We start from the raw sequence: 19,243 nt of genomic DNA on the forward strand, positions 1-19,243 counted from the left end.
TAATCGGGTTTCAGCTGGTGACGACCTGGCCGCGCCGGCGGCGGCGCAGCGCGAGGCCGAGGATCGCGACGCCCAGGAACAGCCCCCAGCCGCCGCGCTCGCCCAAAGTCATCGAGGTGTCGGCCGAAACCGGCCGCTCGACGGCCGGCGTCTCGCCGCGCGGCGCGGCGGCCAGCGGCGCACCGGCCACCAGAACGGCGGCGATCGCAAGACGATGCAACATCGCGAGATCTCCCGAATGTTTCACACACGCGCACCAAAGCCCGCCAAAAAGGCACTAGCCATGCTGCAATGCAACAATTTCGAGACGCCCCCGCCGGCGCCCTGCAGACCCGGCAACGCACCGCCGGACCGCGACTCCGGTGTACCGCGCCCATGTTACCGTTGAGTTTAAGCCCAAAGATATATTCGGCATCGATACGCCGCCGCAGCAATCATGCTGCATCTGCGAAGGCTGGAGCGGGTAGAGGGAATCGAACCCTCGTATGAAGCTTGGAAGGCTACCGCTCTACCATTGAGCTATACCCGCGTGCGGGACGGGGTTAGCGGCGCGGGCGGCGGGGGACAAGCCCCCGGGCGTTCGGCCCGCGCGTCATAACGCTATTGCCGTGAACGCGCGCGATGCGTATAGCCGCCGGTCTCGGAACCGGAGGAGTGTAGCTCAGCTGGTAGAGCATCGGTCTCCAAAACCGAGGGCCGGGGGTTCGAGCCCCTCCACTCCTGCCAGCCGCAAGGTCGGCGGCGAAGGGTTCGAGAGTTTCTAGGGTCCAGCCGAAGGCTCCGGTTTTGCGGGGCAGGCGGCTGGCCCTTGGTGTTTGAGACGGGACGAATAGAGAGCCGATGGCGAGAGTTTCACCCGGGGAGTTCGTGCGGCAGGTTCGCGCCGAGACGGCGAAGATCGTCTGGCCGACGCGCCGTGAGACGCTGACCACGACGATCATGGTGCTGATCATGACGACGATCCTGGCGGTGTTCTTCCTGGGCGTCGACGCGGTGCTGGGCAGCGTCGTGAAGTTTCTGCTGTCGTTGGCGGGCTAAGGAGCGGCATGTCGCGCTGGTACATCATCCACGCCTATTCGGGTTTCGAGAACAAGGTTCGCGACGCGATCCTGACCGAGGCAACGCGCATGGGCCTCGACGCCTTCATCGACGCGGTCGAAGTGCCGGTCGAGAAGGTCACCGAGGTGCGCCGCGGCAAGAAGGTGGTCAGCGACCGCAAGCAGATGCCGGGCTATGTCCTCGCCAAGCTCGAGATGACGGACGACGTCTATCACCTCGTCAAGAACACCCCGAAGGTCACCGGCTTCCTGGGTCAGCAGGGCAAGCCGCAGCCGATCAGCGAGTCCGAGGCGAGCTTCATGCTCAACACCAAGGCGGAGGAGGCGGTTTCGCCGACCGCCAAGGTCAAGCTGAAGGTCAATTTCGAGATCGGCGACCAGGTTAAGGTGCTCGACGGTCCGTTCGCGTCGTTCAACGGCATGGTCGAGGAGCTCGATTTCGATCACGGCCGCGTCAAGGTCTCGGTCTCGATCTTCGGGCGCGCGACGCTCGTCGAACTCGGTTTCGAGCAGGTCGAGAAGCCGAAGAACTAAGCTTTTTGGAAGTGGGAGGCAGCCTTCGCGGCTGTCGTTCGAACCACATTTAGGAGTGCCGTCATGGCAAAGAAGATTACCGGATACATCAAGCTGCAGGTGAAGGCGGGTGCCGCCAACCCCTCGCCGCCGATCGGCCCTGCGCTCGGTCAGCGCGGCGTGAACATCATGGAGTTCTGCAAGGCGTTCAACGCCAAGACGTCGGAGCTCGAGAAGGGCATGCCGATCCCGACCGTCATCACGGTCTATGCCGATCGTTCGTTCAGCTTCGTCACCAAGACGGCGCCGGCGAGCTATCTGATCAAGCAGGCCGCGGGCCTCAAGGCCGGCAGCACGACGCCGGGCAAGGGCGCTTCGGTTGCGAAGATCAAGCAGTCGCAGCTTCGCGCAATCGCCGAAGCGAAGATGACCGACCTCAATGCCAACAGCATCGAGATGGCGATGAAGACGATCGAGGGCAGCGCGCGCTCGATGGGTCTCGAAGTGGTGGAGGGCTGATCATGGCCGACAGCAAGAAGCAGAAGGCCCAGAAGGCCGCCGTCGACCGTGAGAAGCTCTACGAGCTCGACACCGCGCTGGGCATGGTCAAGGCCAACGCCACCGCGAAGTTCGACGAGACGATCGAGGTCGCCATCGGCCTGAACGTCGATCCGCGCCACGCCGACCAGATGGTCCGCGGCGTCGTCACCCTGCCCAAGGGCACCGGCAAGGCCGTTCGCGTCGCGGTGTTCGCTCGCGGCGCCAAGGCCGACGAAGCCACGGCAGCGGGTGCCGACATCGTCGGTGCCGAGGACCTGCTGGAGATCGTCCAGGGCGGCAAGATCGATTTCGATCGCTGCATTGCGACGCCCGACCTGATGGGTCTGGTTGGCCGCCTCGGTAAGGTGCTGGGTCCCAAGGGCCTGATGCCGAACCCGAAGCTCGGCACGGTGACGATGAACGTCGCTGCTGCGGTCGAAGCCGCCAAGGGCGGTCAGGTCGAGTATCGCGTCGAGAAGGCCGGGATCATCCACGGCCGCCTCGGCAAGGCGAGCTTCCCGGCCGAAGACCTGCGCGCCAACTTCGACGCGCTGCTCGACGCGGTCGTCCGCGCCAAGCCGTCGGGTGCCAAGGGCAAGTACCTGCAGAAGGTCGCGCTCAGCTCGACGATGGGCGTCGGCGTCAAGGTCGACACCGAGACCGTCGGGCACAGCATCTAGTCTGCATCCTGCAATGACGTTTGAAAGGGCCGCGAGCGATCGCGGCCCTTTCTGCGTCTGGCGCCGGTTGACACGGGACGTGCGCGAAATGATCTAGGGCCGGGCTGCGGGAGGATCGGCGTGCGGACGGACGTGACCGGTAGGGCCGGCGTGACCTGGCGGTCCCTCCTCGAACTTGCGGCGATCACCGCCGCCACCACCGTCGCGGCAACCGTCCTGCACGAACTCGGCCATTGGCTGACGGGCGCGGCGCTGGGCTATAAGCCCGTGCTGCACGCCGGCAGCGTGAGCGGAGTTCCCGAACTCGAGGACCTTGCGACCACGCCGGGCTGGCATGTCGGCGCGATTGCCCTTGCCGGGCCCGCAGTTACAATCGCGCTGGCGGCTATTGCGGTCGCCACGCTGCGACGGCGGCCGTCGAGCCGCTGGGCGCTCGCCCTGGCGTGGGTCGCACCGGTGCGGATGGCGACCAATTTCGCTTATGCCCTGCACGTCATCATCGTCGCGGTCAGCGGGCTCAAGGCCGAATCACGGCCCAATTTCGACGAGTATGTCGGCGCGGTGGCGCTCGGCATCCCGCCTGGAGTGGTGTGTATCGTGGTCAGCGTCGCGGTGCTGGCGCTGTGGGGCTGGCTGTTGTTCAGGCAAATGGCCCGGGCAGGCCGCTGGCTGCGCCTGCTGGCGATCGTCATCGGCTTCGCCGTCGGGCAGTTCGGCTGGCTCGCGCTGCTCGGGCCGGCGCTGCTCGGCTGACCGAATTGATTGACGGCGCAGTGCCGCACGTGTAGGGGCCGCACCGTCAACCGTCCGAGACAGTGAGTGCGGCGCCCCGGCGTCGCTTGATTTCTCACCGAGACGGGGAAGTATTCGGCGTGGCCCCCGGTTCGGGTGTCCGCCCTCGGGGTGCCGCCTGGTGCCCGTCTCTCCCCATCGGAAACGACCGTGCGCGTGGAATGGTCCGCGCGCGCGCACCAATGAGGAGAGAGCATGGATCGGCTTGAAAAGACCGAGCAGGTTACCGCGCTCGCCAAGACGCTGTCGGAAACGGCGGTCGTCGTCGTCACCCGTAACCACGGGCTGACGGTCGCGCAGGTTACCGACCTGCGCAACCGCATGCGGGCGGCAGGCGCGACCTTCAAGGTCACCAAGAACCGGCTCGCGCGGATCGCTCTGGAGGGCACGCCCTACCAGCCGATCGGCGACCTGCTGACCGGACCGACGGGCTTTGCCACGTCGCCCGACCCCGTCGCCGCGGCGAAGGTCGCGGTCGATTTCGCGAAGACCACCGACAAGTTCGAGATCGTCGGGGGTGCCATGGGCGCCACCGTTCTCGACCCTGCCGGCATCAAGTCGCTGGCATCGCTGCCGTCGCTCGATGAGCTTCGCGGTCGGATCGTCGGGCTCGTCGCAGCGCCCGCGACCAAGCTCGCGCAGCTGGTCAATGCGCCTGCCGGCAAGCTGGCACGCGTGTTCGGGGCCTACGCCACCAAGGAAGCGGCATAACGCCGAAGCAACCCGGGCGAATGCCGCCCTATCACTGGAGATATTACCATGGCTGACCTGCAGAAGATCGTCGACGACCTGTCGGCACTGACCGTTCTCGAGGCCGCTGACCTCGCCAAGATGCTCGAAGAGAAGTGGGGCGTCTCGGCCGCCGCTGCCGTCGCCGTTGCCGGCCCGGCCGCTGGTGGCGCCGCTGCCCCCGCCGTCGAGGAGAAGACCGAGTTCGACGTCATCCTGACCGGCGACGGTGGCAAGAAGATCAACGTCATCAAGGAAGTCCGCGCCATCACCGGCCTGGGCCTGACCGAAGCCAAGTCGCTCGTCGAAGCCGCGCCGAAGCCCGTCAAGGAAGGCCTCAACAAGGCCGAGGCCGAGAAGCTGAAGGCTCAGCTCGAAGCCGCTGGCGCGACCGTCGAACTCAAGTAAACACGTCGCCTGTATCGGAAAGGGCGGTCCCGCCGGGGCCGCCCTTTTTGCTGCACGGCCGACCGCTTGCGGCATAGACGCCCGCAAAGCATTGCCGCCCTGTCCGTTATGTCATGATTAAGCTATAAGACGGGTCCGGGAGTGATCGGTTAGCCGGCGGTCGAGGATGAACGCCATGTCAGCTTTTGCCGGAACGGCCCGACTGCGCGGAGGCGCTGCGTATGACCGCACTAATACGGTTGACGCGGTCCGGCATTCGCCGCATGCGAATGCACGTGCCGATGTCGCCTCCCATGGATTCGTGAGCGACCTTGTCGCCCAGTTGACCGAGGGTCAGCGCGATTGCCTGCGCCTGGTCTATCGGCACATGACGTCGAAGGACATCGCGCGCGCCCTCGATATCTCGCCGCATACCGTCGACATGCGTCTGCGTACGGCGATGAAAACGCTCGCCGTTGCCAGCCGCATCGATGCGGCCCGCCTGCTCGTCGAGAGCGAGAGCCAGAACAGCGGCTATCAACCGTTGATATACCAGTCGTCGGATGTTGCCGGATCGATCGGCGAGGTGACAATTGCATCACCGGCCTCGACCACGAACGACGATGATGCTGACCAGCTGTTTTCGCCGCGGTCCAGTCCGGAAGACGAACCGCCCGCCGACGGCCCTCCCCGCTCGGCGGGCGCATCGTTCCGCTACGATGACGCCAGGTACGACAACTACGAACGCCAGCTTGGCGCTGCCAATCCGGAGCTTCTGCCCTGGGGCCGCCGCAACACTCTGTCGCCGGGTGCACGTCTCGCCTGGATCGCGGGCATAGCCATCGGCTCCGCCCTCGGCTTTGGGGCCATCGTCGGCGCGCTCGAGGCACTGAAGAACTTGTTATAGACCCTGTGGGCGCCGCCCTCAGGGGGGGTCGTCTGCAACCACGCGCATTGCCGCGAACGAAAGGGTCGTCATGCTCAAGGAACGCCGTGCCGCTGCTCAGCAGGTCGCCGATCAGCTGTTTGCCGCTGAAGCCGCCATCGATGCCGCCATCGCCGCGACCGCGACGCTCGCCGCGCTGATGCCGACCGTCCGCACCCAAGCGGGTGCCGGTGCCTGCATCGGCCAGGATGCGCTGCTCAAGGCCGTCGCCACGATCGGCAAGCTCAGCGACGCCCGTACCGAGATCGTCGCGACGCACGCCGCGCTGCGCGTCGCCCAGCGCCAGATCGGCCTCGACGCCGTCGCGTTCGGCGGCATGGTCGAGAAGATCGGCACGCCGCCCGGCGAGAACGGCCCGCAGGGTCGCCTCAAGGTCGTCGAGACGCAGCAGGCGCGGGTCGCGGCCTGACGCATCGTTCTGATCATTCCGGCGGGGCCTCGCCCCGCCGGTCATAAGGTCCTTTGCGATGCCCCATCAGTTCAATCAGATCATCTTCGACGTGTTTCTCGCGGTGACCTGCGGGACCGCGCTGTGGTTCGGCCGCGACAGCGAACGCTGGACGGCGGTCGTGCTCATCTCGGCGGCGGTCGCGTCGCTGCTGGCGCAGACCAGCCGGTTCTTCCAACCCGAATCGGGTATCCTGCTGATCGACCTGGCGCTGCTCGGCTACCTGATCTGGCTTGCCCTGCGCAGTGACCGGTTCTGGCCGCTCTACGCCGCCGGGTTCCAGATCATCGGAACGCTGATCCATGTCGCGCGGATCACCGACGATTCGATCTTCCAGACCGCCTATGCCACGGGCCAGGTCCTTTGGGCTTATCCGGTGCTGGCGACGCTGGCGATCGGCACCTGGTTCGAGGCGCGCCGCCGCGAGTGGTAAAAGGTTCCACAAAGGCCTTTGCCAAATCGCGTCCGGCGCCTATATAGCCGGTCACACGACATTCCGGCCCGCGTTCGCGCGGGCCACCTTTCCCGGCCTCGGGACACGGCGCGCGTCGCGAGCGCGCCGCGACGAATTGGGGCAGGGCGCTAGGGTTTCATCACGCTGACGCTGCGGTCCGGTCGCCCGGATACGCGGCTTTTCGCGTTTCGGGGCTGTCCCGGACGCGTCGGGAGCAGGGACTTAAATGGCTACACAGCTGTCGAGCTTCACCGCCAAGAAGCGCATCCGCAAGACCTTCGGCAAGATCCACGAGGTCGTGCAGATGCCGAACCTCATCGAGGTCCAGCGCGAATCCTACGAGCATTTCCTGCGCTCGCGCCCCCAGGACGGCTATGTCTCGGGCCTCGAGAAGACGCTGCGCAGTGTCTTCCCGATCCGCGACTTCGCCGGCACCGCCGAGCTCGACTTCGTCAATTACGAGCTCGAGGATCCGAAGTACGACACCGACGAGTGCCGCCAGCGTGGCATGACCTATGCCGCGCCGATGCGCGTCACGCTCCGCCTGATCGTGTTCGAGGTCGATGCCGACACCGAGGCGCGGTCGGTGCTCGATATCAAGGAGCAGGACGTCTACATGGGCGACATGCCCCTGATGACGGGCAACGGCACCTTCATCATCAACGGCACCGAGCGCGTCATCGTGTCGCAGATGCACCGTTCGCCGGGTGTCTTCTTCAACCACGACAGCGGCAAGACGCACGCGTCGGGCAAGTTCCTTTTCGTCGCGCGGGTCATCCCGTACCGCGGCAGCTGGCTCGACTTCGAGTTCGACGCCAAGGATATCGTCTACGTCCGCATCGACCGGAAGCGTAAGCTGCCCGTCACGACTTTGTTCTACGCGCTGAACTACAACAGCGAGGAAATCCTCAACGAGTTCTACAACCGCGTCACTTGGGTGCGCGGGTTCGGGTCGTCCAAGGGCGGTACGCAGGGCGAGGCCGGCTGGGTCGTGCCCTTCGTCGAGGCCAACTGGCGCGGCCAGAAGCCGTCGTTCGACATCGTCAACGGCGAGACCGGCGAAGTCGTCTTCCCGCTCGGCACCAAGATCACCCCGCGCGTCGCGCGCAAGGCGGTCACCGACGGCCTGAAGACGCTGCTGATCCCGACCGAGGAAATCTTCGGCCGCTATTCGGCGTACGACCTGATCAACGAGACGACGGGCGAGATTTACATTGAGGCCGGCGACGAGTTGACCGCCGAGAATCTCGAGAAGCTCGACGCCGCGGGTCACACCTCGATCGAGCTGCTCGACATCGATCACGTGTCGGTGGGTCCGTGGATCCGCAACACGCTGATGGCCGACAAGGTCGAGGAGCGCGACCATGCGCTCAGCGAGATCTATCGCGTCATGCGCCCCGGCGAGCCGCCGACGCGCGAGACCGCCGAGTCGATGTTCTACGGCCTGTTCTTCGATGCCGACCGCTACGACCTGTCGGCCGTCGGTCGCGTCAAGATGAACATGCGCATGGGCCTCGACGTCGCCGACGACATGACCGTGCTGCGCCGCGAGGACATCCTCGAGGTCGTCAAGACGCTCGTGAACCTGAAGGACGGCAAGGGCGAAATCGACGACATCGACAACCTCGGTAATCGTCGTGTCCGCTCGGTCGGCGAGCTGCTGGAGAACCAGTACCGCGTCGGGCTGCTGCGCATGGAGCGCGCGGTCAAGGAGCGCATGTCGTCGGTCGACATCGACACCGTCATGCCCAACGACCTGATCAACGCCAAGCCGGCGGTGGCCGCGGTGCGCGAGTTCTTCGGCTCGTCGCAGCTCAGCCAGTTCATGGATCAGACCAACCCGCTGTCGGAAGTCACGCACAAGCGTCGCGTCTCGGCCCTCGGGCCGGGCGGTCTGACGCGTGAGCGCGCGGGCTTCGAAGTCCGCGACGTCCACCCGACCCACTATGGCCGCATCTGCCCGATCGAGACGCCGGAAGGCCCGAACATCGGTCTGATCAACAGCCTCGCGACCTTCAGCCGCGTCAACAAGTACGGCTTCATCGAGACGCCGTACCGCAAGGTTGTCGACCACAAGCTGACCGACGACGTCGTCTATCTGTCGGCGATGGAGGAGGCCAAGCACACGATCGCGCAGGCCAACGCCGAGACGACCGCGGATGGCAGCTTTACCGAGGACCTGATCTCGTCGCGTGAGGCGGGCGAGTTCCTGATGAGCCCGAAGAACAACATCACGCTGATGGACGTCAGTCCCAAGCAGCTGGTGTCGGTCGCGGCGTCGCTGATCCCGTTCCTGGAAAACGATGACGCCAACCGCGCGTTGATGGGCTCGAACATGCAGCGACAGGCGGTGCCGCTGGTCAAGGCCGAGGCACCGTTCGTCGGCACCGGCATGGAGGGCACCGTTGCACGTGACTCCGGCGCCGCGATTGCCGCACGTCGCACGGGCATCATCGACCAGGTCGATGCGACGCGTATCGTCATTCGCGCCACCGAGGACGTGGCGGCGGGCAAGTCGGGCGTCGACATCTACACGCTGATGAAGTTCCAGCGCTCGAACCAGTCGACCTGCATCAACCAGCGTCCGCTGGTCACGGTCGGCGACATCGTGCGCAAGGGCGACATCATCGCCGACGGTCCGTCGACCGAGCTGGGCGAACTGGCGCTGGGCCGCAACGCCCTCGTCGCGTTCATGCCGTGGAACGGCTACAACTACGAGGACTCGATCCTCATCAACGAGAAGATCGTCAAGGAAGACGTCTTCACCTCGATCCACATCGAGGAGTTCGAGGTCATGGCCCGCGATACGAAGCTCGGGCCGGAGGACATCACGCGCGACATCCCGAACGTCGGCGAGGAAGCGCTGCGCAACCTCGACGAGGCGGGCATCGTGTACATCGGTGCCGAGGTCGAGCCGGGCGACATCCTGTGCGGCAAGATCACGCCGAAGGGCGAAAGCCCGATGACGCCGGAGGAGAAGCTCCTCCGCGCGATCTTCGGTGAGAAGGCGTCGGACGTGCGCGACACCTCGCTCAAGCTGCCCCCCGGCGTCGCCGGGACGGTGGTCGAGGTGCGCGTGTTCAACCGCCACGGCATCGACAAGGACGAGCGCGCGATCCAGATCGAGCGTGACGAGATCGACCGGCTCGACAAGGACGCCGCCGACGAAGCGGCGATCCTCGACCGTGCGACCTATGCCCGCCTGCGCACCGCGCTGCTCGGCCAGACGGCTGCGGCAGTACCCAAGGGCGGCAAGAAGGGCGCGGTCATCGACGACGAGACGCTCGAAGCCACGCCGCGCCGTGAATGGTGGAAGTTCGGTGTCACCGACGATGCCGTGCAGGCCGATCTCGAGGCCCTGAAGGGCCAGTGGGAAGAGGCGCAGGGCTCGATCGACGCGCGCCTCGACGACAAGAAGGGCAAGCTGCAGGCGGGCGACGAGCTGCCGCCGGGCGTGCTCAAGATGGTCAAGGTGTTCGTCGCGGTGAAGCGCAAGCTGCAGCCCGGCGACAAGATGGCCGGCCGCCACGGCAACAAGGGTGTCATCTCGCGCATCCTGCCGCAGGAGGACATGCCGTTCCTCGAGGACGGTACGCCGGTCGACATCGTGCTCAACCCGCTCGGCGTGCCGAGCCGGATGAACGTCGGGCAGATCTTCGAGACGCACCTTGGCTGGGCTGCGCGCGGTTTGGGCAAGCAGATCGGCGCAATGCTCGAGGACATCCACTCGAAGGCGAAGGGCCTGCACCCCGACAACACCGGCGAACTGCGCGACAAGCTCAAGTCGATCTACAACGGTCAGTACGAGAGCGACATCGCCGGGATGACCGAGGAGGAAGTCGGCGAGCTGGCGCAGAACCTGTCGCTCGGCGTGCCGATGGCGACCCCGGTGTTCGACGGCGCGCGCGAGGCCGACGTGTCGGGCATGCTGGAACTGGCCGGGCTCGATGCCTCGGGTCAGGTCGAGCTGTTCGACGGCCGTTCGGGCGAGATGTTCGATCGTAAGGTCACGGTCGGCTACATCTACATGCTGAAGCTACACCACCTGGTCGACGACAAGATCCACGCGCGTTCGATCGGGCCGTACAGCCTCGTCACCCAGCAGCCGCTGGGCGGTAAGGCGCAGTTCGGCGGGCAGCGTTTCGGCGAGATGGAGGTGTGGGCCTTGCAAGCTTACGGTGCCGCCTACACGTTGCAGGAAATGCTGACGGTGAAGTCCGACGACGTGATCGGGCGCACCAAGGTCTACGAGGCGATCGTCAAGGGCGACGACACGTTCGAGGCCGGCATCCCCGAGAGCTTCAACGTGCTCGTCAAGGAAATGCGGTCGCTGGGGCTCAACGTCGAGCTGCAGAACGCCGAGAAGGTCGAATAGCGGAAAGCGAGGGAGGGGCGCGGTTCAGGCCGCTGCCCCTCCGTTTTCCCGCCGCCGCGCGGCCTCGAATTAAAAGGATTGGTTTATGAACCAGGAACTGATGAACTTCTTCAACCCGGCCGCGAAGCCGGAGACGTTCGACCAGATCCAGATCACGCTCGCCAGCCCGGAGAAGATCCGCAGCTGGTCGTTCGGCGAGATCAAGAAGCCCGAAACGATCAACTACCGCACGTTCAAGCCCGAGCGCGACGGCCTGTTCTGCGCGCGCATCTTCGGTCCGATCAAGGACTACGAGTGCCTGTGCGGCAAGTACAAGCGCATGAAGTATAAGGGCATCGTCTGCGAGAAGTGCGGCGTCGAGGTTACCGTCTCGAAGGTCCGCCGTGAGCGCATGGGCCATATCGAGCTCGCCGCCCCGGTCGCGCACATCTGGTTCCTGAAGTCGTTGCCGAGCCGCATCGGCATGCTCCTCGACATGCCGCTCAAGAACCTCGAGCGCGTGCTGTACTTCGAGCAGTATGTCGTGCTCGAGCCCGGCATGACGCCGATGAAGAAGTTCGACCTCCTGACCGAGGACGAGCTGGCGACAGCGCAGGACGAGTATGGCGAGGACGGCTTCCGCGCCGGCATCGGCGCCGAGGCGATCCGCGAGCTGCTCGCCGAGATGGATCTCGAAGGCGAGATGGAGATCCTGCGCGAGGACCTGCGCACGACCAAGTCGGAGCTGAAGCCCAAGAAGATCATCAAGCGGATGAAGGTCGTCGAGAGCTTCATCCTGTCGGGCAACAAGCCCGAGTGGATGGTGCTGAACGTCGTGCCGGTCATCCCGCCCGAGCTGCGCCCGCTGGTGCCGCTGGACGGCGGCCGCTTCGCGACGTCGGATCTCAACGACCTGTATCGCCGCGTCATCAACCGCAACAACCGCCTGAAGCGGCTGATCGAGCTGCGCGCCCCCGACATCATCGTGCGCAACGAGAAGCGCATGCTGCAGGAGGCGGTCGACGCCCTGTTCGACAACGGCCGCCGCGGCCGCACGATCACGGGTGCCAACAAGCGTCCGCTGAAGTCGCTGTCCGACATGCTGAAGGGCAAGCAGGGGCGTTTCCGCCAGAACCTGCTCGGCAAGCGCGTCGACTATTCGGGCCGCTCGGTGATCGTCACCGGGCCGGAACTCAAGCTGCACCAGTGCGGCCTGCCGAAGAAGATGGCGCTCGAGCTGTTCAAGCCGTTCATCTACTCGCGCCTCGATGCCAAGGGTCTGTCGATGACCCTGAAGCAGGCGAAGAAGTGGGTCGAGAAGGAGCGCAAGGAAGTCTGGGACATCCTCGACGAGGTGATCCGCGAGCATCCCGTGCTGCTGAACCGCGCCCCGACGCTTCACCGCCTCGGCATCCAGGCGTTCGAGCCGGTTCTCATCGAGGGCAAGGCGATCCAGCTGCACCCGCTCGTCTGCTCGGCGTTCAACGCCGACTTCGACGGCGACCAGATGGCCGTCCACGTTCCGCTGTCGCTTGAAGCGCAGCTGGAAGCGCGCGTCCTGATGATGTCGACCAACAACATTCTGTCGCCCGCCAACGGCAAGCCGATCATCGTGCCGTCGCAAGACATGGTGCTGGGGCTGTACTATCTGTCGATGGACCGCGAAGGCGAGCCGGGCGCAGGCATGAAGTTCGCGAACATGGCGGAGGTCCACCAGGCCCTCCACGCCGGTGCCGTGACGCTGCACTCCAAGATCACCGCGCGCGTCGAGACGACCGACGAAGCCGGAAACATGGTGCTGCGCCGCGTCGAAACGACGCCGGGCCGCATGCTGCTGGGTGAGACTTTGCCCAAGAACCACCGCGTGCCGTTCGAGACGATCAATCGCCTGTTGACCAAGAAGGACATCGGCGACGTCATCGACGAGGTCTATCGCCACACCGGCCAGAAGGAGACCGTGCTGTTCGCCGACGCGATCATGGCGCTCGGCTTCCGTCACGCCTTCAAGGCCGGCATCAGCTTCGGCAAGGACGACATGGTCATCCCGGCTTCGAAGGAGAAGACGGTCAACGACACGCGCGCCTCGGTGAAGGACTTCGAGCAGCAGTATCAGGACGGCCTGATCACGCAGGGCGAAAAGTACAACAAGGTCGTCGACGCCTGGGCGCGTTGCGGTGACCAGGTCGCCGACGCGATGATGAAGGAGATCAGCTCCAAGAAGATGGGTGAGGGCGGCCGCGAGAAGCCGATCAACTCGATCTACATGATGGCGCACTCGGGTGCCCGTGGTTCGCAGGCGCAGATGAAGCAGCTCGCGGGCATGCGCGGCCTGATGGCCAAGCCGTCGGGCGAGATCATCGAAACGCCGATCATCTCGAACTTCAAGGAAGGCCTGACCGTCCTCGAGTACTTCAACTCGACCCATGGCGCCCGCAAGGGCCTCGCGGACACCGCGCTGAAGACCGCCAACTCGGGCTATCTGACGCGGCGTCTGGTCGACGTGTCGCAGGACTGCGTCGTCTTCGAGGACGACTGCAAGACCGAGCGCGGTATGATCATGAAGGCGATCGTCGAGGGCGGCAGCACCATCGTGTCGCTTTCGGAGCGTATCCTCGGTCGTACCGTGCTGCTCGATGTCGTCGACGCCAAGACCGGCGAGGTCATCGCTCCGGCGGGCATGCTGCTCAGCGAAGTCGATGTCGCGCGGATCGAGAAGGCGGCGGTGCCCGAAGTCAAGATCCGTTCGCCGCTGCTCTGCGAGACCAAGATCGGCGTCTGCGCCACCTGCTACGGCCGCGATCTCGCGCGCGGTACGCCGGTGAACACGGGCGAAGCGGTCGGCGTCATCGCGGCGCAGTCGATCGGCGAGCCCGGCACCCAGCTGACGATGCGAACCTTCCACATCGGCGGTGCGGCGCAGGTCAGCGAGCAGTCGACGCTGGATGCTCCGGTCGACGGCAAGGTCGTGCTGCGCAACCTCAACACGATCTCGGACAGCCGCGGGCGCAACATCTCGATGGCGCGCAACGGCGAACTCGTGCTGATGGACGAGGACGGCCGCGAGCGTTCGGTGCACCGTCTGCCTTATGGTGCGACGCTGCTCCATCTCGACGATGCGATCGTCGCGAAGGGCGATCGCCTGGCCGAGTGGGATCCGTACACGCTCCCCGTCATCACCGAGAAGTCGGGCCGGGTGAAGTACCAGGACCTGATCGAGGGTGTCTCGATGTCGGAGAACGTCGACGACGCGACCGGCATTGCCCAGAAGGTCGTGCAGGACTGGCGTCAGGTCAACAAGAAGGACGACCTGAAGCCGCGCATCACCCTGCTCGACGAGGGCTCGGGAGAGAGCGCGCGCTATCTGCTCGCGGTCGACGCCATTCTGTCGGTCAACGACGGGCAGGAGGTGTTCGCCGGCGACGTGATCGCGCGTATTCCGAAGGAAGCCGCCAAGACGCGCGACATCACCGGCGGTCTGCCGCGGGTGGCCGAGCTGTTCGAGGCGCGTATCCCCAAGGACAACGCGATCATCGCGCGCATCAACGGGCGGGTCGAGTTCGGCAAGGACTATAAGACCAAGCGCCGGATCAGCATCCGTCCCGAGGACGGGTCGGGTGAGGTCGCCGAGTATCTGGTGCCCAAGGGCCGCCACGTCTCGGTGCAGGAGGGCGATTATGTCCGCCGCGGCGACTACCTGATCGACGGCAACCCCAACCCGCACGACATTCTCGACGTGCTGGGGATCGAGCCGCTTGCCGAATATCTGTGCGCGGAGATCCAGGAGGTCTATCGTCTGCAGGGCGTGAAGATCAACGACAAGCACATCGAGGTGATCGTTCGCCAGATGCTGCAGAAGGTCGAGATCACCAAGTCGGGCGACACCACCATGCTGGTCGGCGAGCAGGTCGACCGGCTGGAGATGGAGGCCGAGAACGCCAAGCTCGACAAGAAGGGCGTGCCCGCCGAGGGCAAGCCCGTCCTGCTCGGGATCACCAAGGCGTCGCTGCAGACCAAGTCGTTCATCTCGGCGGCGTCGTTCCAGGAGACCACGCGGGTTCTCACGGAAGCGGCGGTGCAGGGCAAGATCGACACGCTGACGGGCCTCAAGGAGAACGTCATCGTCGGCCGCCTGATCCCGGCGGGCACGGGTGCGGCGATGGCGCGGATGCGCGTCACCGCCACCTCGCGCGACGCCGCGCTTCGTGCCAGCCAGGCGCAAAAGCTGGCTGCCTCGCAGCCGGTGCCGGTCGAGATGGCCCCGGTGCCGAGCCCGCTGGGCGAGGTTGCGGGCTGACGCAAGCCGCTGCATAAACTGACGAAGGGCCCCGCTGGAGCGATCCGGCGGGGCTTTTTGTTGGGGGCAGCAAAATGGGTTTCGTCGTTCTGTCGGTCCTCGCGCAGGTGCTGACCGTCGTTCACATCATTCGCACGGGCCGCAACCAGCTGTGGATCATGGCGGCGGTGTTCCTGTCGATCCCGGGCTGCATCGCCTATTTCATCGTCGAGGTCGGCCCCGAGATCTGGGGCGGCCGCGCAGCGCAGGGGGCGCGGACCAAGGCGATCAAGGCGATCGACCCGGAGCGCGAACTGCGCGCCGCGCGCGATGCGCTCGACCTGACCGACACCCCTGCCACTCACCGGCGCGTCGGCGACGCGCTGTGTGAGCTCGGCCGCCCGGCCGAGGCGGTGCCGCATCTCGAGGCGGCACTGACCGGCGTCCAGGCCGGCGACCCGCGCACCATCTACCGGCTCGCGAACGCGCTGCTCGCTGCGGGCAATGCGGCGCGCGCGCTGGCGGCGATCGAGCCGCTGCCGGTCGACGGATCGAGCGACGGCGACCGCGCCGGGGTGCTCCGCGCGCGCATCCTCGAAGCACTGGGCCGCGCGCCGGAGGCGATGACCCTGTATGCCGACCTCGTCAGCCGCGTCCCCGGCGAGGAAGTCCGCTGCCGCTACGCCAATCTGCTGATCGAGGCGGGCCGCGCCGACGAGGCACGCGTCCTGCTGACCGAGGTCGCCGCGCGGGCGCGCCGCCTGACGCGCCAGCAGCGCGCCGCCGACAAGCCCATGTACGACTGGGCCGCCGACCAGCTCCGCCAGCTCCAGGCTTGACATTACGAACCGTATCGGTTAGTAACTCATCATGCGCTGCGTGAGAGGCGGCGCTGTCCGGCCTGCAGGCGCGCTACCTGTAACCGGACTGGCGATCGATGCAGGGGCTTCACGGGATACGCGCCGCCGACCGGCACCAACCAGCTTCCGCGCCCGCCCTGGCAAGGCAGGCGCATCCGACGACCCGCCGCGAAGGCGTCCCGCCCCTGCATCATCGCCGCCGCATCGACTGTTTCGAGGCTCCCCATCCGAGTTAGCGCCGGACGGGAGATGGCCCTCGCAGGCGACGGACCGGACAGGTACTCCCGATGGCGCAGGATCGCCGGCGGGGGTTTCGGCGTACGCCCGAATGACAGCGGGGAAGGTGCCTGCTAAGCGACACGCGTGAACCCGCCTGAACTCCGCGTCGCGCTCTTCTCGGGCAACTACAACTATGTCCGCGACGGGGCGAACCAGGCGCTGAACAAGCTCGTCGACTATCTCGAGCGCCAGGGCGTCGCGGTACGCGTCTATTCGCCGACCAGCGAGCGGCCGGCGTTCGAGCCGTCGGGGACGTTAATCTCGGTGCCGTCGTTCCGCATTCCCGGCCGCTCCGAGTATCGCTTCGCAATGCCGCTGAACCCCGACACGCGGCGCGATCTGGAGGCGTTCGCGCCGAACCTCGTCCACCTGTCGGCACCCGATGCGCTGGGCAACAGCGTCAAGAAGTGGGCGAAGGAGGCGGGCGTGCCCGTCGTCGCATCGGTGCATACACGCTTCGAGACCTATTTCGCCTTCTACGGCCTCGGCTGGGTGCGGCGCTGGGCAGAGCGGCACCTGCGGCGCTTCTACGGCGACTTGGCCGAGATCTATGCGACGTCCGAAGGCTTCGCCGACGTGCTGCGCTCGCAGGGCATGTCGGACCGCATCCGCGTGTGGAGCCGCGGCATCGACCGTACGCGCTTCTTCCCCGGCCGCCGCGACCTGGCGTGGCGCAAGACGATGGGCATCGGCCGCAGCGAGATCGCGATCGCCTTCGTCGGGCGGCTGGTGCTGGAGAAGGGGCTCGACGTCGTCGCCGCGACGATGGCCGAACTCACCCGCCGCGACATACCGCACCGGCTGCTCGTCGTCGGCGATGGTCCCGCGCGGGCGAAGTTCGCGGCGCAGGTGCCCGAGGCGGTGTTCACCGGCTTCCTGGGCGGCGACGCGCTGCCGCGGGCCTATGCGAGCGCCGACATGATGATCAACCCGTCGACCACCGAGACCTTCGGCAACGTCACGCTGGAGGCGATGGCGAGCGGCCTGCCGGTGGTCGCGGCGCGCGCCACGGGCAACGACTGTCTGGTCGACGATGGGGTCACCGGGGCGCTGGTGCCGCCCGGCAATGCCAAGGCGTTCGCCGACGCGATCGCCACGCTGATTGCCGATCCGGTGGCGCGCGCGGCGGCGGGGCAGGCGGGTGTCGAGCGCGCCAGCACCTACGACTGGGACGCGATCAACGGCGCGCTGCTGGGCCATTACCGCGCCGTGGTTGCAAATTTCGCCAGTTAGCCTATCTTGTCGGGGCGGGCTTAGCGGCCCGATATGGCGATAAAGAGTGTCGTGAAATAGACGTTCGGACCCGGGGGCGGTACCCGGCGGCTCCACCAAATCTCTCCGTTGTCGGGGGAAGCGAGGGGCCGAAACAGGATCGACGTGCGTTCAAAGACGAAGACTTTTGCCCGGCCTGAATGAGCCGTAAAACCGTTCATAACTCTAAATGCCAACGACAACGAGGCATTCGCAATCGCAGCGTAACCCGGTCCTAACGGACTAAGTTACACTGGCCGAAAGCGCGGTAGGGACTGCACCGGGCAACAGAAGCAGAAACCGGCGGTACGGGGAGCACCGAGCAACAGAAGCTCCCCACTGGCTTCCCGTCCGTGGCGCCTTCAAGTAAGCAAGCCGCCAGTACCGGAGCCTGAGTCGTGAACGACACCACTGCCGACAGCCTGATCCCCTATGACGAGATCGTGCAGGACGCGCTGCGTTCGGTCGTCCGGCGCGTACTCGACCGCATCGATGCGGAGGGCGGGCTGCCCGGCGGCCACCACTTCTACATCGCCTTCCGCACGCGCTTTCCGGGTGTCGAGATGCCGCGCCACCTGCTCGAGCGCTATCCCGACGAGATGACCATCGTCATCCAGCACCGCTACTGGGACCTGCTGATCGACGACGTGCATTTCGAGATCGGGCTGAGCTTCAACCAGGTGCCCGCCAAGCTGAGCATCCCGTTCGACGCGGTGATCGGCTTCGTCGACCCGGCGGTCAATTTCGCGCTACAGTTCCAGCCCAAGGAGGGCGAGGCGGTGATCGTCCCCGAACCCGCCCCCGCGCCGCACGTGCCGATCGAGGACGGGTCGAACGTCGTCACGCTCGACCGCTTCCGAAAGAAGTAGCGAAACCGTTAACGCGAAACTGTCGGCAGGGTTTACAACCTCTGAGGTTTCGGCACCGTAACTCCACGGTACGCCCGCATGGCACGGCAATTGCATGACTTTCCATGTGTTTTGCTTCGTGGAGGGTGTAGCGTGAAATTCATTCAGATCTTGTCGGCTGTCGCATTGACGGCTTCGACTGCGGCCAGCGCAACGACGCTGATCGACGGCAGCTTCGAGACCAAGGGCGCCAGCACCCCGGTCACCGATTATTGCTACGACACCTTCCCGGCTGCCGGTAACCCGCAGTGCGCCCCCAGCGCCTGGACCGGCACCAGCGGCGTGATTATCTCGAACAGCGGCCCGTGGGGCAACACGGCCGCCGCCGACGGCAACTACTACGCCTTCGTCCAGGGCCTGAGCACGCTGTCGCAGTCGTTCACCGCGACGGCGACTTCGAGCCTGACCCTGTCGTGGCTCGACGCCAACCGCACGAACAACGGCGGGCAGCAGAGCTACACCGTGTCGATCAGCGGCGGCGCGTCGACCATCGACCTGGGCACCTACACCAGCGGCTTCGGCAGCTTCGTGGCGCGCACCTCGTCGCCGTTCCTGGCGGTGTCGGGCACGACCTACACGCTGACCTTCACGGGCCTCAGCGCCGAGGACCGCACGTCGTTCATCGACGGCGTCGCGCTCGCCGCCGTCCCCGAGCCGGCGACCTGGGGCCTGATGATCGTCGGCTTCGGCATGGTCGGCTTCGCCGCCCGCCGCCGCCGGACCAGCGTCGCCGCCTGAACGTCGACGACGGACTGAGACAAGGGCGCGCCT

17 protein-coding genes, 2 tRNA genes and 1 other RNA gene are annotated in these 19,243 nt (G+C 65.9%); 18 read left to right on the forward strand and 2 right to left on the reverse strand.

Features of this window, described 5'->3' with window-relative positions; genetic code table 11:
* Positions 1-10: 10 nt before the first annotated feature.
* Both FMM06_RS04275 and FMM06_RS04280 read right to left on the reverse strand, forming a co-directional pair.
* Positions 11-223 carry a hypothetical protein gene (locus FMM06_RS04275; RefSeq protein WP_143554939.1) on the reverse strand — a complete coding sequence of 71 codons (213 nt, stop codon included), beginning with the start codon at positions 221-223 and terminating at the stop codon, positions 11-13.
* Between the two features lie 232 nt (positions 224-455).
* A tRNA-Gly gene (locus FMM06_RS04280) sits at positions 456-529 on the reverse strand.
* Positions 530-650: 121 nt separating this feature from the next.
* Between FMM06_RS04280 and FMM06_RS04285 the strand changes: the two genes are divergently transcribed.
* The 18 genes from FMM06_RS04285 to FMM06_RS04370 all read left to right on the forward strand — a co-directional run bounded on the left by FMM06_RS04285 (position 651) and on the right by FMM06_RS04370 (position 19,210).
* A tRNA-Trp gene (locus FMM06_RS04285) sits at positions 651-726 on the forward strand.
* Between the two features lie 114 nt (positions 727-840).
* Complete coding sequence (gene secE, locus FMM06_RS04290) at positions 841-1,038, forward strand: preprotein translocase subunit SecE (protein WP_143554940.1); 198 nt, start codon at positions 841-843, stop codon at positions 1,036-1,038.
* Positions 1,039-1,046: 8 nt separating this feature from the next.
* Positions 1,047-1,592 (forward strand): transcription termination/antitermination protein NusG, encoded by a 546-nt coding sequence (gene nusG / locus FMM06_RS04295; protein WP_143554941.1) that lies wholly within the window; start codon positions 1,047-1,049, stop codon positions 1,590-1,592.
* Between the two features lie 63 nt (positions 1,593-1,655).
* Entirely contained in the window at positions 1,656-2,090 is a 435-nt protein-coding gene (gene rplK / locus FMM06_RS04300) for a 50S ribosomal protein L11 (protein WP_143554942.1), read from the forward strand.
* Between the two features lie 2 nt (positions 2,091-2,092).
* Positions 2,093-2,791 (forward strand): 50S ribosomal protein L1, encoded by a 699-nt coding sequence (gene rplA / locus FMM06_RS04305; protein WP_143554943.1) that lies wholly within the window; start codon positions 2,093-2,095, stop codon positions 2,789-2,791.
* Between the two features lie 150 nt (positions 2,792-2,941).
* Positions 2,942-3,544, forward strand: a complete 603-nt coding sequence (locus FMM06_RS04310; RefSeq protein WP_143554944.1) for a hypothetical protein — start codon at positions 2,942-2,944, stop codon at positions 3,542-3,544.
* 234 nt (positions 3,545-3,778) lie between these two features.
* Positions 3,779-4,294: a 50S ribosomal protein L10 gene (rplJ, locus tag FMM06_RS04315; protein WP_143554945.1), complete on the forward strand. Its 516-nt coding sequence runs from the start codon at positions 3,779-3,781 to the stop codon at positions 4,292-4,294.
* 48 nt (positions 4,295-4,342) lie between these two features.
* Positions 4,343-4,720, forward strand: coding sequence for a 50S ribosomal protein L7/L12 (rplL, locus tag FMM06_RS04320; protein WP_143554946.1), 378 nt, complete (start codon positions 4,343-4,345; stop codon positions 4,718-4,720).
* A 301-nt stretch (positions 4,721-5,021) separates the two neighbouring features.
* A complete protein-coding gene (locus FMM06_RS04325) occupies positions 5,022-5,606 on the forward strand; it encodes a helix-turn-helix domain-containing protein (protein ID WP_207790237.1) in 585 nt (194 codons plus the stop codon).
* 70 nt (positions 5,607-5,676) lie between these two features.
* Entirely contained in the window at positions 5,677-6,054 is a 378-nt protein-coding gene (locus tag FMM06_RS04330; protein ID WP_185965033.1) for a hypothetical protein, read from the forward strand.
* Between the two features lie 58 nt (positions 6,055-6,112).
* Positions 6,113-6,526, forward strand: coding sequence for a hypothetical protein (locus tag FMM06_RS04335; protein ID WP_143554948.1), 414 nt, complete (start codon positions 6,113-6,115; stop codon positions 6,524-6,526).
* A 247-nt stretch (positions 6,527-6,773) separates the two neighbouring features.
* Positions 6,774-10,922 carry a DNA-directed RNA polymerase subunit beta gene (rpoB, locus tag FMM06_RS04340; RefSeq protein ID WP_143554949.1) on the forward strand — a complete coding sequence of 1,383 codons (4,149 nt, stop codon included), beginning with the start codon at positions 6,774-6,776 and terminating at the stop codon, positions 10,920-10,922.
* 85 nt (positions 10,923-11,007) lie between these two features.
* Complete coding sequence (gene rpoC / locus FMM06_RS04345) at positions 11,008-15,195, forward strand: DNA-directed RNA polymerase subunit beta' (RefSeq protein ID WP_143554950.1); 4,188 nt, start codon at positions 11,008-11,010, stop codon at positions 15,193-15,195.
* Positions 15,196-15,269: 74 nt separating this feature from the next.
* Positions 15,270-16,013 (forward strand): tetratricopeptide repeat protein, encoded by a 744-nt coding sequence (locus FMM06_RS04350; RefSeq protein WP_143554951.1) that lies wholly within the window; start codon positions 15,270-15,272, stop codon positions 16,011-16,013.
* Positions 16,014-16,397: 384 nt separating this feature from the next.
* A complete protein-coding gene (locus FMM06_RS04355; RefSeq protein ID WP_185965034.1) occupies positions 16,398-17,546 on the forward strand; it encodes a glycosyltransferase family 4 protein in 1,149 nt (382 codons plus the stop codon).
* Positions 17,523-17,866: a transfer-messenger RNA gene (gene ssrA, locus FMM06_RS04360) on the forward strand. Before FMM06_RS04355 ends, ssrA begins: the two co-directional genes overlap by 24 nt.
* Positions 17,867-17,962: 96 nt before the next feature.
* Positions 17,963-18,433: an SspB family protein gene (locus tag FMM06_RS04365; protein WP_143554952.1), complete on the forward strand. Its 471-nt coding sequence runs from the start codon at positions 17,963-17,965 to the stop codon at positions 18,431-18,433.
* A 132-nt stretch (positions 18,434-18,565) separates the two neighbouring features.
* Entirely contained in the window at positions 18,566-19,210 is a 645-nt protein-coding gene (locus FMM06_RS04370; protein ID WP_185965035.1) for an FxDxF family PEP-CTERM protein, read from the forward strand.
* Positions 19,211-19,243 lie beyond the last annotated feature (33 nt).

This window comes from Glacieibacterium frigidum, assembly GCF_007097155.1.
In the GTDB taxonomy this organism is placed as follows: domain Bacteria; phylum Pseudomonadota; class Alphaproteobacteria; order Sphingomonadales; family Sphingomonadaceae; genus Glacieibacterium; species Glacieibacterium frigidum.